Annotated in this window: 12 protein-coding genes; 1 reads left to right on the top strand and 11 read right to left on the bottom strand. The window is 40.7% G+C overall.

Annotated elements, in window-relative coordinates; all coding sequences use genetic code 11:
* Positions 1-386 precede the first annotated feature (386 nt).
* Positions 387-1,097 (bottom strand): tyrosine-type recombinase/integrase, encoded by a 711-nt coding sequence (locus NBH01_RS16650; protein ID WP_050809235.1) that lies wholly within the window; start codon positions 1,095-1,097, stop codon positions 387-389.
* Positions 1,090-1,296, bottom strand: coding sequence for a hypothetical protein (locus tag NBH01_RS16645; RefSeq protein ID WP_041161435.1), 207 nt, complete (start codon positions 1,294-1,296; stop codon positions 1,090-1,092). The genes NBH01_RS16650 and NBH01_RS16645 overlap by 8 nt, the downstream gene beginning before the upstream one ends.
* Positions 1,297-1,418: 122 nt before the next feature.
* On the opposite strand from NBH01_RS16645, the gene NBH01_RS16640 reads away from it, so the two are divergent.
* Complete coding sequence (locus NBH01_RS16640) at positions 1,419-3,077, top strand: IS1182-like element ISBthe2 family transposase (RefSeq protein WP_250700197.1); 1,659 nt, start codon at positions 1,419-1,421, stop codon at positions 3,075-3,077.
* 73 nt (positions 3,078-3,150) lie between these two features.
* On the opposite strand, the gene NBH01_RS16635 is transcribed toward NBH01_RS16640, so the two are convergent.
* The 9 genes from NBH01_RS16635 to NBH01_RS16595 all read right to left on the bottom strand — a co-directional run bounded on the left by NBH01_RS16635 (position 3,151) and on the right by NBH01_RS16595 (position 14,212).
* The gene (locus NBH01_RS16635; RefSeq protein WP_014299553.1) at positions 3,151-4,554 is read right to left on the bottom strand and encodes a hypothetical protein; all 1,404 of its coding nucleotides are present in this window, start codon (positions 4,552-4,554) and stop codon (positions 3,151-3,153) included.
* Positions 4,555-4,764: 210 nt separating this feature from the next.
* Positions 4,765-5,721: a DUF8464 domain-containing protein gene (locus tag NBH01_RS16630; RefSeq protein WP_014299552.1), complete on the bottom strand. Its 957-nt coding sequence runs from the start codon at positions 5,719-5,721 to the stop codon at positions 4,765-4,767.
* Positions 5,722-5,953: 232 nt separating this feature from the next.
* Positions 5,954-7,144, bottom strand: a complete 1,191-nt coding sequence (locus NBH01_RS16625; RefSeq protein ID WP_014299551.1) for a primase-helicase family protein — start codon at positions 7,142-7,144, stop codon at positions 5,954-5,956.
* A gap of 4 nt (positions 7,145-7,148) precedes the next feature.
* Complete coding sequence (locus NBH01_RS16620) at positions 7,149-7,463, bottom strand: helix-turn-helix transcriptional regulator (RefSeq protein ID WP_007763424.1); 315 nt, start codon at positions 7,461-7,463, stop codon at positions 7,149-7,151.
* A gap of 169 nt (positions 7,464-7,632) precedes the next feature.
* On the bottom strand, positions 7,633-8,574 hold the full coding sequence (locus NBH01_RS16615) for a DUF6043 family protein (RefSeq protein WP_009037360.1): 942 nt from the start codon (positions 8,572-8,574) through the stop codon (positions 7,633-7,635).
* Between the two features lie 7 nt (positions 8,575-8,581).
* The gene (locus tag NBH01_RS16610; RefSeq protein ID WP_009037359.1) at positions 8,582-9,919 is read right to left on the bottom strand and encodes a site-specific integrase; all 1,338 of its coding nucleotides are present in this window, start codon (positions 9,917-9,919) and stop codon (positions 8,582-8,584) included.
* Positions 9,920-10,319: 400 nt separating this feature from the next.
* Entirely contained in the window at positions 10,320-11,507 is a 1,188-nt protein-coding gene (locus tag NBH01_RS16605; protein ID WP_055301114.1) for a DUF418 domain-containing protein, read from the bottom strand.
* Between the two features lie 200 nt (positions 11,508-11,707).
* Complete coding sequence (locus NBH01_RS16600) at positions 11,708-12,484, bottom strand: class I SAM-dependent methyltransferase (protein ID WP_008761993.1); 777 nt, start codon at positions 12,482-12,484, stop codon at positions 11,708-11,710.
* Positions 12,485-12,562: 78 nt separating this feature from the next.
* Positions 12,563-14,212 (bottom strand): sigma-70 family RNA polymerase sigma factor, encoded by a 1,650-nt coding sequence (locus NBH01_RS16595; protein WP_225679176.1) that lies wholly within the window; start codon positions 14,210-14,212, stop codon positions 12,563-12,565.
* Between the last annotated feature and the right edge of the window lie 142 nt (positions 14,213-14,354).

The following is a 14,354-nucleotide window of genomic DNA, read 5'->3' as shown; positions in this document are numbered from 1 at the left end:
GTGGTAAATCCGCCAGAAAGGAAACGAAAGCGTACTGTATTCCCAATTCTTCAACCACCAATACCTGCAACAATGTACCTTAATGGAAAGACAGGGAAAATACTGCACCGTAGTAGACGGATCTCCAGTAAATAATGTCTGCATAGGCCATAGTTATTAAAGTAACCATCTGCAAACATAGTAAAAATCAAACAGACTCTTACAAAAAGAAGAGATAATATGAATGATTGGTTTTTCGCCAATCAACGGATAAACTCTGCCGATTTTCCTGCATATACAAATAATATTTTGATACGTAAGCTATTAGCAATGAGGCGAAATTCGCTCTGGAATGAGATTCGGGAATTTAGCTTTGGCTAAGCCGACATATTTTTTCAGAAGATATGTTATCCCCATAGGAGTGAATTTCTCATGTCTGGAATTGAAAAAAGAGGATGGGACTGCTTATCTTTGATGGCAAGTCCATTTTCTTCCACATAGCACTTTATAAGATTTATGATACTGTTCTCCAATGGAACTTGCCGTATTTTATCACCCTTGCCATGTAGAATTATACAATACGGCTTGTCCATTCTGATGGAGTCGGGTGTAAGGTCTATAAGTTCCTGTACACGAGCACCGGAATTGTAAAGCAGTGACAGCATGGTCAAGTCTCTTCTTCCCCGAATGGTTGATACATCTATTTCAGAGAGTATCGCTTTGATTCCTTCTATAGTAAGATAGTTTGGCGGTTTAGAATCACATCTTTTCTTTTTAATTGAGCAAATGGATTTCCATTGGTCAATATGAGTAGGATCGACATAAATCATGTATGTAAAGAATGAACGGAGTACAAATAATCTGATGTTCCTTGTGGATATACTATTATGACGTTCATTTTCCAGCCAAGTTAAAAAGTTGCAAATCAAATCCCGGTTAAAGATGTCAAACTGGATGGCGTCAGCCGTAATGCCGATTTTTTGTTGAAGGAAATCGAGCATTTGGGAGAACGTATCCGCATAACTTTTAATAGTGTGCTTACTTGCGCCTCGTTCCTTGACAAGATATTTCTGGAAGTATCTTTCAACGGATTTGCCAAAATCAGGATAGTCATTCATCTTCAAATTCTGCCGCTTTAATTAAAATATCAGTAATAGGTTCACTTGCCATATGGCTATACGATATATATTGAGGGTACATTTCCGCTGTAAAGCGGAGATACTGTTCCGTTGAAAAGAGGCTCTTATGTCCCATAAACTCGGAAATCACAGGGATGCAGTTATACAAGTCATAACCTTCGCCAATTAGTTTCATCATAACGTAGAGGTGTGTCAAAACTCTGGCACAACCTTTTTTTATGCACAAAGCCCAGACTTTCACAAGCCCGGGCTTTGTTATTACCCAAAGTTTTTGTATCTTTAGGCATAAAGTTTTTCGTTATGGCAAAGTTACATTTTCGTCCTTACATTCCCAACCAAACAGTTCTTTTTCCCGGAAGAATTGATGAAAACATAGCAGCGAACGATCCGGTTCGCATAGTTAATACTGTTGTTGATAATCTCAATCTTGACAATTTCAAGAAGCTTTATAAAGCAACCGGTCGTTGTCCTTATCATCCTAAAATGATGCTTAAGGTGATTATCTACGCCTACATGAACAATATTTATTCGTGCCGCAAAATAGAGAAGCTTCTCCTACGTGATCATTATATCTGGCTTTCCGGTAATGAACATCCGGATTTTATTACCATCAACCGTTTTCGAAACCGTGTAAAAGAGGAAATAAATACCGTATTCACGCAGTTGGTTCTTGTCCTTGTCGACAAAGGTTTCATCAGCCTTGACGTAGAGTATATCGACGGTACCAAGATTGAGTCCAAAGCCAACAAATATACTTTTGTCTGGCGCAAAACAGTCGAAAAGAACCGTACAAAGCTGATGGATAAGATCCGCATTCTCCTGAAGCAGGTGGATGAAGTCATAGCCCAAGAGAACTCCATGAAAGATACACCTGTAGAGTTCACTCCCGCCATGCTCTCAGATATAGTGAATGAACTTAAAGAGGTGCTGGAACACCAGCCTGTAACAAAGGACAAGGAACAAAAGAAGGTCATCCGGGAAAAGAAGAAACAGGTCCGGGAACTTGAGGAGTACCGTGACAAGTTGATAGAATACGACAACCATCTTGATACTCTTGGAGAACGCAACTCCTACTCCAAGACCGATCCTGATGCCACCTTCATGCGCATGAAAGAAGACGCCATGAGAAACGGACAGACCAAACCCGGATATAATCTGCAAATAGGTACCGAGAACCAATTCCTCATAGACTTCCGACTGTTTCCCAACCCAACCGATACGCTGACCCTCATACCTTTCTTCCACTCCTTTGAGCAACGCTATAACCGCTTACCAACTGTCGGTGTGGCAGACTCCGGTTACGGCTCGGAAGAAAATTATCGGTTCATGCAAGATAATGGGATAGAAGCCTTTGTCAAGTACAACTACTTCCATAAAGAACAGCGTCCCCGTTATACCCCCAATCCATTCCATGCGGAGAGTCTCCATTACAATGCGGGGGAGGATTATTACGTTTGTCCTATGGGGCAGCACATGAACCGTATAGGAACTAGACGTGACAAAACAGCAAGCGGATACATCACCGAAAGTGCCCGGTATAAAGCACAAAGATGTGAAGGGTGTCCTTTGTGTGGCAGTTGCTTTAAAGCTCGGGGGAACCGTATGATAGAAGTCAACCACCGGTTAAACCAATACAAACGGCAGGCACGGGAAAGGTTACTCTCGGAAGAAGGCATCAGGCATAGGGGAAGGCGATGTATAGAACCGGAAGCAGTTTTTGGACAAATGAAACACAACATGGCATACAAAAGGTTCCGGCATGTGGGAGAAGACAAGGTTACAATGGACTTTGCCTTCTTTGCTATAGCTTTTAATATCAAAAAGATGTGTGCAAAACTACTAAAAGCAAGAAAGAGAAGGAGTGCACACACTATATTTATCTTTATCAGACCACGTGTGACTCAAAATACGACGAATATTAAGCCTTATTACCTAATTACTGAAAAAATAGTCGCATAGACAAAAAAGAGGAACGACTATTTTATATTAAAAAAAGAAGGGGATGTGCCTTAGTTTTGACAGCCCCATCTTTTTATAATTTTATACCTCTGCTTTTTCTTGGTTCTTCAACCGTCTGTCGTAAACCTCTTCTTAATTTTTCCCATTGTTCTCTGAACCATTCGCTTATTGGTTGTCTGTTTATGGTTAGAACAAGTTTATTGCTGTCAGTTGGATTTTTTTCAACTCTGAAAATATCGTTTTTGACGTCAAACTTCCGTCTGTGTTCTTCGGAATAGATTTTTCCGCTGCATCTGATAGCTTCTTTTTTGTACAAAAGAGAGTCTATCATCCCCTTGGTAAAACCTATGACATGACACAATTTTTCCATTCTCAACATTTCTTTAAACAATGGAAACCAGTTGAATGCTTTTTCAAGAATGGTGTTCAATCGTGATATTTCCTTGTCTTTGGCTTCAAGCTCTTGATTATGTATTCCTTGTATGTTACGAATTTGATTACCGTGCTGTTCCTGCATTTGTTGCATCTGAATTTTTAAGTTATCAATGCTTTTGTCACGCTTGGAAATTTCATGCCGTAAACCTTCGTTGGCTTGTTCCAAATCTTTTAATTTACCACTTCCGAAAAGAGAACCTACACCGCTGGTTATGGCAGTGGCTACATCGGTAGCTGCACTTTTGAGTTTGTCCGTGCGTATCTCTGCTTTTACCTGCTTGAGTTCTTGCTCGGCAAGGCTTACCTGTTGCTCCTTGTGTCGCTTGATTTCCTCTATACGTTGCAGCTCGGCTTTCTGCTTCTCTATGATGAAATCGTTTCGCTCCAAATGCTCCTTACCCGTGACAGCTTTTGCCTGTCCACGTTCCATCAGGAGAATATCGGAAGCAAGGGTCTGCATGGTTGCCATATCCTCGTCATTGAGCTTTCGGCTCTTTCCGGTTTCATGGTTCATCCAGTCGAAAACGACATGGGCATGATAGTTTGGTTTGAACCATCTGTTCCCGACTTGGAAGCTCTCTTTGTCTTCCGTTTTCGGCTGACCGTTCAGCCAATGCCCTTCGTCTTTGTGCAGGAAAATTTGTAGTGGAGTGATGCCCCAGCGTCTTTGACACTCTTCACCGAATTTGCGTACATCAGCAAGTGTGGTATCCGGTCTGATGAGCAATACTCCTTCACGGATGGGTGAACATCCCGCCACCTTGATAATCTTTCCATTCTTTCCCTTGCGTTCCCTTTCCTTTTCCTGCATGGCACGTCCGGTCTTTTCCTTGACCATTTGCTTGATATTGTTATAATGAGTTTGCAGTTCGGGAGTGCCGAAGTCGGGGTTTATCCACTGTTCGTTATCGGTGGAAAGTTCGGGAACGACATAGATTCTGGACTCCCCGATATTACGCATATACTCGGCAGTCCTTCGGTTGTGCGCCTCGCTCGATGCGATTCTGCAAGGCTTGATATGTATGCTTGATTTTGTTGCCATAGCTTCTTTTCTTTGTTTGCAATTGATTATTCTGCTTGCTTTCGCAGAGGGGTTCTTAGGGGTAACCCATAAGCGGAGATTGCAAAGAGAGGGTCACTCTTTGTTCGGGGTTCTCAGGGGTGAAACGCCCTGAGTGGGTCATTAGGGCAAAGCCCTAATCCCCTCGGGAGAGCCCACAACTACGAAAGCGGAGCGTGTAGTTATAGTGGGCTATAACCGAAAGCCGTTTTTCTTTTTCGGTGACTGGCTGCTCACTTCTTTGACGGATTGGAGCTTCCCTTTTTTCTCAGCCTGTTTCTGTAAGTATTCGTTCAAGTCCTTGCATCCGCTGTAAGTCTGTGAAGCGTCACGGATGTATCGGTCTCTGCCGTATTCCTTGCGGATTTGTTGGAGGGCTTCCATGCCTGCATGGTCGTTATCAAAAAAACAGTGGATGCGTTCGTAGCTGCCCAACGGATAGAGAGCTTTATTCACATTCGATACGGAATTTAATACGATATAGTCCTGTCCGTCCAACTCCGGATAATTTGGGCAGCTCTCCTGTCTCAATGTCAGAAAGGAGAGGTAGTCCATAAATCCCTCGAACACATAACAGGTATTCCTCGCTTTCCCAGACTGTCTGATGTGGGAGATTTCCTTTGGAGCGATGCAGCCCTTGAAATAGCGGTTGCGAACCTCAAACCCACCCGAAGCATTGGGAAAGGCGATGGCAAAGTACCGCTTGCCGTTGTGGGTGAAACGGGCTTCACTACATTCTCTTTTCGCCAGTTCTGTATTTATTCCTCTACCTTGTAAGTAGGCAAGCAGGGCAGGAGATGACAGCGGAACAATCTCCAACTGTTGGAAGCTCGGCTCAGAAGAGCTTTGCTTGCCAAAAGAAAAAGATACCGGGCGCACGTGCGGTGTCTGCTCTGCTATCCGTTTCAAGATGTAAGGCACATGGTCGGTAGCGTACAGATGTGCAGCCAGTGCAATGATGTTTCCGCCCTTTCCCAAACCGAAGTCATACCATTGTTCACGTTCGGTATTCACTTTGAACGATGCTTCACTCTCTTCCCGAAACGGAGATTTGTACCAAAGGTTGATACCTTGTTGTTTTACTGGTGAATAACCCAAGCTGTGCAGGTAGTCGGCTATTCGTATGCTTTTAGCTTCTTCTATTGTCATTTTCTTGCGGATTTGTTGGTGAATGAAAAAATGATGATTTGATGAATTTGGAATTTAACACACTGTTAAACAGCGTTATATCGGCTCATCTTTTTCTCATCAGATTGCTTGCCAAAAGAGAAATGATGTTTTCTTTTTTCATCAGCAATCGTTGTTGATGAGTGTTTGATGAATACATATCTATCTGTAAGGCAATATATTACTTCCCTTATTCATCATTTCATCAAAATAATTAGATAGCGGTCAGTTGTTCTTTCGTTACCGTATAAAACCGACCAGTTTTCCTTTTCGGCTCATAGTGGCACTCACGATGGGGTGCGAACTCATAAGCGGTGTAGGATAGCGAATTGTGTGCGGAAGTAAGTTTCCATACTTCCTGCACAACTTTCCTCACTTGATACTTTTCAACCTTGACCTGTGAATAGAGTAGCAAGGTTACAAGGTCGTTCAGGCAGAATGATACGCTTTCCACGTTCATGTTCGACATGATGTCAAGCAACAACTCGGTCATTTCTATTTCCAGTCGGTTGCGGTTGCTTCGGATTATTTTCTGCAAGGCTGCGGTATGTGTCAGTCTTGGGTTGAACCACATACGGCTTTCCTGTGTTGTGGATAGTTCCCTTTGGGTCAGGAAATAAAGAAATGCGGGTATTTCCGCTTTTAGCTTTTGCAGAAAGTTGGTATCATCACTCTGCAACGGCATTATCTTCCGCACCCAGTAGCGTGTTTCTCCTACGTCTATGAGTATGGGCAGATATTCGTTGTTGGAACATAGCACGAACTTGGCGAAGAAAGCAATCTCCGTTCGGTCTTTGCCTTTGGCTTCCACCTTGTAGGTGAAAGTGGTGCTCAGGTTTTTCAACCGTTCGCTGTCTTCCCTGCGGTTGAGCAAAACTTCGTCCACAACGATTAGCAGCTTTCCTGCCCAGTCGGAATTGAATTGGCTGCGGAAATCTTCGTTGGTGTTGAAAGTCACGTTGTTCTCAAACACGGCTTTCAGGAAGTTCAAGAACGTGCTTTTGCCTGTGTTGCGTTCTTCTGAAACAAGTAGGACAATAGGCAGCTTCTGTGTCGGCTGTAGATACAGCAGTTGCATATAGTCCATACCCAGCTCGTATTGTTCCCCGAAGATGTGCCGCATCAAGGATTGGATGTGGGAGAAGTCCCCCTGCTGCGGTTTATGCTCTATAGGCTCGTAAAGGTTCAGAAATCCCTCAATCTCCTTTTGATAGTTCAAATGGTTGGGAACAGTGCAAAAGCCGTCATACTTGGGGACGGTGGCAAGATAATTCTTTCCATAGTCCTGCCGTAATGTGCTGTTGTTCCATACGACACGTTTCTTTTCATAACCGCCATTAGCGCATGGCTGATTGACCACCTTGTACAAAGTTGTTCCTACGCGCATATATTCTTCCTCCTTCATAGGCTTAGATTAAAGGGTTGTGTTCACCTAAAATTCTCTGAATGTCGGATTGTCGGTATCTGACCTTGTTTCCAACCTTTACAGGCTTCAGATAGTTTTTCTTAGACCAGTGCCAGAGTGTGGTATCACAAACACCGCACATCTTTTTCACTTCCTCTTTGGTTAGATACTTCTCCTTTCTTGCTTCCGCAATGGCGGTAGAAAGTTCATGCTTCGCACGGCTGATTAACTGGTTGGAGAATAATAGCAAATCTTCTCCTGTTACTTCCAACTTGATGTTGCCGTTCCCGTTTTGGATAATTGCCAATAAATCTGTCATAGGCTTCTTGAAACTGCCGGTTGTAAGACTTCCCGTTTCGGCAGTATTATAAACGAAAAGCCACTACCCCGATTAGGATAGTGGCGCAAATATATAATGAAAAACAATCGTAAAACAATGATATTCAATTCGTTAAATTCGTAAAAACGAAAAGCGAATTAAACGAGTTTCAATTGGATAGATAGGCTTTCAATTCCTCGATGGCTTCATGGTCTTCACCAATGTCTTTTACCAGTTTCTTGCTGTTTCCAAGTGGTGAAATGAGATTTTTGTATGCTTTCTGGATGCCTCTTTCGTGGACGATTTCTTGTTCCTTGAACTGCTCGTGCAGTGCGTTTCTGAAAGTCTTGATGGGACACTTCCGCATGAAGCGGTATTCCACCAGTGCGATAAACAGCCGTGCTATATCTGTTTCCGTAGCATGGGTTTTCAATCGTGTGCCAATTCTTTCAATCAGTATGTCATGCCTTTCTATCAGAAGTTCTGGCAACGTGCGTGTGTCGGCTTTGCGTCCTGCGGTCTTTGGCTGTTCTTCCTGCAACATATCTGTTTCTTCCTCGTCCATGTCTTCATCTTCTTCTATTGCCCATTCCACAAGAGAGTTTTCCTCAATGGCTTTCTGTTGCTTCCTGAATACTTGCCAGTCCTCTTTGGTTCTCATGCCATTGGCGATGCTTTTTCTGATAATGAATTTGACCATGCCGGAAACAAGCCATTTGTATAAGGTGGGAATATCCTTTCTTTTGGTCAGTTCCTCACCCTGTTCCACCATGCACTCATAGCTTCGTCCGTAATAGAGCCATGCAAGCATGGCAGGAACAATGCTTCTCTTGTTCGGGGTATGAAACTCATTCACTATTTTCTCGGCAAGGTCTGATTGTAAAAGAACATTTTCCAGTTCCTCGAAATCAGGGTTTCTATCATCGCCTATTCTCTTGCGTGCTGCTTCTTTATATTTCGGAACAAGCCTTACAGCCGTATTGAAAATATTGAAGAACCCTTTGAACTTCTTGTCGTTCATTTCTTCTACGAAATCGGCATATTCATCCGGATGGCTGTCGAGCCATTCCTTTATCAGTCTTTTGAAATTGTCATATTCCTGTTGTCCCATACAAGTATCAGTCTAATAGTTTTACAAGGTCTTTCTTCATTTCTTCGTCAATATCCCTGTATCGTCTGAAAGCCTTGCTTCCCTCCTTGTGTCCCGACAGTGCGGAAACAAGGTTCGGGTCTTTCACTTTTTTATAGATATTGCCGATAAAAGTACGTCTTGCCAAGTGGCTGCTTGCCACTTCATAAATCGGTCGTTTGATTTCGTTGTGCGTCAATGGATCTAAGATTGTTACGATGCGGTCAACTCCAGCCAACTTGAATATCTTTTTTATGGCGTCATTGTACTTTTGTTCGGATATGAACGGCAATAGTTTCCCCTCATATTCTTTGTAGCGTTCAAGGATTTCTTTCGCTTTGTCGTTAAGTGGAACACGTACCGTAACCGGATTCCCCTCTTTGGTTTTCTTGGGAATATACTCTATGGCTTCATTGACCACATTTAGTTTGGTCATTCGGTACAAGTCGCTCACTCTGCATCCTATCAGTGTCTGAAATATGAATATATCTCTCTGTATTGCCAGTTGTGGGGTAGCTGAAAGGTCGGCATTGAAAATTCTATCTCTCTCTTCAAGTGTTATATAATAAGGTGTACCGTATGTACATTCTTCTATTGGGAATTTGTCGAAAGGTCTGTTTGTGGTACGCTTGTTATCGAAGCACCACAGGAAGAATGTACGTATTCTTGAAAAACAGTCTATCAGCGTGTTCTTGCTTCTGGGCTGTGGTGTCCTCTTTTCGGGAATGGCTTCATAAATGCTCGGGTAAAGTTCATAATACTGGTATTCGTTCTGAAAGAAATCCCACATATCCCGAAGCGTGTCAGGTGTTACCAAATCCACGTCAAAGATAAAGCCCTTTTGTCCTCTCTTTGTAGCCCTTACATATAGTTCATAACGCAGTAAGGCTCTTTTGACAACCCGGAAATTTTTCTTTCGTACCTCCGACAAAGGGTGCTTGTTTAGAAATTCATCGAATAGTTCTCCAATGGTAGGCTTGATAACCACTTCCTCCGGCAAAAAATATTTTTCAGGATGGTAAAATTTATCAAGTGTTGTTTTTAGCCATTCTTTGTCTATTGCTTCCTTTTCTTGTTGATATACCTTCTCGATATAGGTTTTCAACTGGCGTATCTCTTCATTTATATGGGTACGCATTTCTTCATTGCAGACAGCTTTCGTTTTTACACATTCGTCTTTATCATCCCATAGATTGGGATTGATGGCTAACTGAGTAGGAGCAACGGAGTCTAACTGCCTTCCGTTTCTAAAACGGACATAGATTGTAGCCATGGATTCTGTATCATATCGTTTGGCTGCTTTTTTAATGATAAAGGTTACTTTCATAGACTTTCAGGTTGAATTTTACTCTGCTGCAAATATAGATATTTTCCCCACATTTTCCCCACATCTGCTAAATATTTTGCAATTCGATTAACTTGGATTGAAATTTAATAGGATTGTAACATATTGAAATACAGTGTAATTGCGGTGTTTTTCCGCATTTTTCTTTTTACTCACATTTTCCCCACTTTAATTATTTCAAATGCGGGTCTGGGTACCACGAAAAGCTAAGAATTGAGCAATCAATTACTTAGCTTTTTTGTTATAGGGTATTTCTTTCTAATGTGCACTACCAGAAGGTTTTCGATATTTTCTATAGACTGTGTTATTTGCAGCAAAAATACTAAAAAGGTGCAATTCACTTTTACGATGAATTGCACCTTTTCTTATCTCTCAGTATCATTTATCCCTTGCCTACCTTTATCCAGGTTGCTTTCTTCCATAGCCATTCTAATGGACCCTGGCGATGTGAACGAAGCCACCAGTTACAAAAAAAGTATTGTAAAAAGAATACGCTTACACCAATAAGGATACACGCTGTAATGCCTGTATGCAGATAAAGTCCTAATCCCCAGTTGTAAAACAAGAATCCTCCGATTAAAGATTGTGACAGGTAGTTGGTCAAGCTCATGCGTCCATAAGGTGCAAATTTATGAAGAACATTCTTAAGGGTTGTCAGGTAATAAACCAGTATGATACCTGCAAACATGATTCCTGTAAATGCAATATTTGACAGTGACTTGCATAGAAGGACAGAAGGTACAAGTAGTGCTTCGCGACTTATAAAGTCGGGGAGTATATTTATCAAACCATAAATGGGGAAAAAGGCGGTAACGGCTATGATGAATACTTTAATCCAGATTTTTATATTCTTTTCTGAATAGAGAAACGCGTTGCTACGCCCAATTATCATACCTACCATAAACAGACCGGCGGTTTGAGTAACTCTTCCGTGTAATAGCATCCAACCCATGTTGGCAACATTACCCGTCCATATGGCAGTTTTGCACATTTCGAGGAAAGAACCTTCTTTCTGAGCTGTATTGACTAACTCCCAGTATGGAGCATCAAGATCAGCATTAATAACATAGTCGGGGTTGATAAGTGCATAAATTATTTGTCCCAATTCAATAGGTTGAAGTAGAAGAATGACTGCTATGATCGTGACTGTTCGGGTAGAGAGTCGGCAGACTGCGATCAGTACATAACCAAGCAAGGCGTAGAGTACCAATATTTCACCCGGAAATAAAGCCGAATTAATACAAGCTATAAAAAGAAGTAATACTAACCGCCAGGCAAACCGCCCACGAAAATCTTTCCCTTTAAGTTTTTGTGAATTGTCTTGAATAAAAAAACTAAATCCAAAAAGCAATGCAAAGATGCAGTATGCCTTACCGGAAAAGGTGAAAAATACACTATCCCAAATTACCCTATCCGTAAATATCAGAAAGTTACAGGTCTCTTCCGGAAAGCTATTGAGGCTAAACCGTTCGATAAAATGGATAAGTGTAATTCCCATTACAGCGAACCCACGTAGCACATCAGCTATTTCTATACGATTATTATGGGGTAATGTGTTAGATAAATGCATACTTTTTAGAATTTAAAATGTTAACGTACTTTTTCAGATGCAAATTTAACGCAGCCCTTTTATAGTTTTGGAAAAATACTGTTCAATAAAGAACAAAATATGACTTTTATGTGCTTTGTATGATTGATGATGCTGTTTGTCTTTTATAGTTAGCTTGTTGATAACTTCCTGAATATTAATGTAAATAATGAAATAAAATGCTATGTTGGTCTTATTAAATAGAAACAACTTGTACTGAATACATTTCTAATGAAAGGTATACATGCTATTGTTTTGTTTAATTTGTGAGGGGTTAGTCCAAATTTAATTTTGTAGTGTGGGTTAATAAAGTATAACTGTTCATTGACGATTTGATAATCAGTCTGTTTTACTACTCTTCGAAACATTTCTATTGTACATCGGGTGTATTTGATAGTTAATAACTCTTTGACTGTACTTTCTTGTTCGCTGAATAATTCCAATATCCATTTATACAAAATACGAGGTAGTAAATGTATAAATGGCATATGAGAGATAATCTTACTTCTTGCAATCTGCTGATGTCCGCCGAATGGCATTTGCCAGGCAGGAAAAGCAATGAAGATCATTCCGTTAGGCGATAGATATTTTTTTAAGTTGCGCAGAAATTGCTCCTTGTTGTCGATATGTTCTATTACATCATGTATGAGAATAAGCGGGAAATGTTTCTGTAAATCTTTTAATAAGAAGATATCAGAAGCGATGAAAGTTCCTTTTTGCCTTTTAGTGATGAAGAAGTTTTGTGCCTGTTCAATTCGGGATGCGGCAATATCAATTCCAATGACATCACAACCTAGCTCGGCAAAGGGAAGCAGATTCCCTCCTTCGCCACACCCTACTTCCAATACTTTGTTTGGCAGATTTCCAGTATATTCTTTAATATAAGGAATATAATAATTTCTCGTAGTCTGAGCTTGTTCCTCAAAATAACGTTCACGGTTTGTATGTCGTTTCTGCATCTGATTTGTCTATTGTTTCTAACTGTTCTATAGTTATGATAAACTATCAGCCGGAAGACTGCATGGCAGAATGTTTTTTTACCAAGAGAAACGAATGCCTACAGGAACAGAGAACGTAACCGGATGTTCTTTTCGGATTGTGCGCAATGAACTTCCATCGGGAATATAGTAATTAATGGTTGGCTCTATATAGATGCTGGTGTGAGGTGTAAAGTGGTATTGTACACCTGTACTCGCATTGATTGACCATTGCAAAGGTACATCTAATGACTGGTAACCCAAATTAATGGGGACACTATCTGTGACATGAGAAGTATGCAGAGTTCCTTTTATCGGGATTTCCATTTGTAAACCGGCTGTTGAGTAAAATGAGAATTGTTTATAATTCCCAAAACGGTAGGAAATACGGAGAGGAATACCTATGTAATGGAGCTTCTGGGTTTCCTGAATCCGATATTCCTTTCCTGTGGTGAACTCTGATTTTAAATAAATATATTGTAATCCGGTTTCTATACTCCAGTGGTTATTCAACTTTTTGTTCAATGCTAGTCCGATAGTGATGGGGCTATTATGGTGTTGATGTTCTATAATTCTTCCACTGTTGTTCTTGGCAATTGTCATTAGCGTAAGCGAGTCTCCTAAGGTTCCTTCCTGATTGCGGGTGTTTAAATAGTCATAATATTCTTCCCAAGTATTGACTTGCTGGGGGAGACCGCTTTCCAAACCGTCAGAGTGTGGTGTTGTCATCAACTTGTATAGGTTTTGTGCCAGTTGTGGTCCGACTGACCCTGCCAACATCATTTTCCATTTCCCTATTTTCTTTTTGGGGAGTGAAGTGGATTCTTGGCTTGAATATGAGAATATAATAATTTTCTCTGCATGCTCCCATGTAAAAGATGGTTTGGCAACAGGCTGTTTCTCTACTGAGTCTTTTATTTCAGAAGTGGTAGATAATCCTGTTGCACTTGTGTCTAATGCTAACCGGGGGAGGTTTGCTAAAGTAGTATTAAAAGGGGGTTCTTCTTTGTAGTGAGAGATATGTCCGGAAGAGGTAATGCTCTCATTTTCTTCTTTCTTATCTAATTTCACTTTCCGAATGACATTGTTAGACCAATGATTATCTTTAGTCTCTTTTCTTTTCCAGTATAGATAGTCGTGTATCGTTGGGAAAAAAAATAAAATCACTAGTATAAGAATCAGCCTGTAATCAGAAATCATCTTTTTAAGTAAGACTTTTGCCCTGAATAATTGAGAAGAGGAGGAGTGGGGAGCTATATTCAACAGTTTACCTATTTCCTTGTGAGATAATCCCTCCAATACAGCTAACTTGAAGATTTTGCTGTATCCTTCTGGCAATTTCTCTACCATTTCTGTTATTTTATCATAAGGAATAGAATCAGATGATAGCGAATTGTCAATAGGCTCCTCGTTTTCAGGGATATCAGATAAGGGAATTGCAGAGTTTGTACTCTTTTGGTTGAGATACCTTAATGAAATATTCTTCATAATTATTCCCATCCAGCTTTCCAGTTTTTCGGGAGTACGTAATGTCTTAATCGAAGTGAAAATGACAATGAATCCGTCGTGTAGGAGATCTTGTGCGATTTGTTTATCAGGTATATAATGAAGGCATATTCCCATCATCTTTTTCGAATAGGTTTTATAAAGTAGACTTAATGCCTGCTCATTCCCTTTTTTACATAAATCTACAAGTTCTTTTATATCCATGTGCGTGTATTATTTTAATATGATGAATAGAAAACGAAAAGACTGCATGCTTTTTCGGTTTTTAACATCTTGTTTTTTGCGGATATGAAGAAACTTTTTGTTGATAAATTGAACTTGAATCCATAAAACTTTGACGAACTTT

The organism is Bacteroides sp. B1-V-101 (assembly GCF_023656585.1).
Lineage (GTDB): Bacteria > Bacteroidota > Bacteroidia > Bacteroidales > Bacteroidaceae > Bacteroides > Bacteroides thetaiotaomicron.
This window is presented reverse-complemented; position numbering and strand designations above follow the sequence as displayed.

Coding starts and splice junctions, on each gene's coding strand:
- NBH01_RS16650 (WP_050809235.1), bottom strand. CDS start 1,097: ATGAATGACTATCCTGATTTTGGCAAATCCGTTGAAAGATACTTCCAG.
- NBH01_RS16645 (WP_041161435.1), bottom strand. CDS start 1,296: ATGATGAAACTAATTGGCGAAGGTTATGACTTGTATAACTGCATCCCT.
- NBH01_RS16640 (WP_250700197.1), top strand. CDS start 1,419: ATGGCAAAGTTACATTTTCGTCCTTACATTCCCAACCAAACAGTTCTT.
- NBH01_RS16635 (WP_014299553.1), bottom strand. CDS start 4,554: ATGGCAACAAAATCAAGCATACATATCAAGCCTTGCAGAATCGCATCG.
- NBH01_RS16630 (WP_014299552.1), bottom strand. CDS start 5,721: ATGACAATAGAAGAAGCTAAAAGCATACGAATAGCCGACTACCTGCAC.
- NBH01_RS16625 (WP_014299551.1), bottom strand. CDS start 7,144: ATGAAGGAGGAAGAATATATGCGCGTAGGAACAACTTTGTACAAGGTG.
- NBH01_RS16620 (WP_007763424.1), bottom strand. CDS start 7,463: ATGACAGATTTATTGGCAATTATCCAAAACGGGAACGGCAACATCAAG.
- NBH01_RS16615 (WP_009037360.1), bottom strand. CDS start 8,574: ATGGGACAACAGGAATATGACAATTTCAAAAGACTGATAAAGGAATGG.
- NBH01_RS16610 (WP_009037359.1), bottom strand. CDS start 9,919: ATGAAAGTAACCTTTATCATTAAAAAAGCAGCCAAACGATATGATACA.
- NBH01_RS16605 (WP_055301114.1), bottom strand. CDS start 11,507: ATGCATTTATCTAACACATTACCCCATAATAATCGTATAGAAATAGCT.
- NBH01_RS16600 (WP_008761993.1), bottom strand. CDS start 12,484: ATGCAGAAACGACATACAAACCGTGAACGTTATTTTGAGGAACAAGCT.
- NBH01_RS16595 (WP_225679176.1), bottom strand. CDS start 14,212: ATGGATATAAAAGAACTTGTAGATTTATGTAAAAAAGGGAATGAGCAG.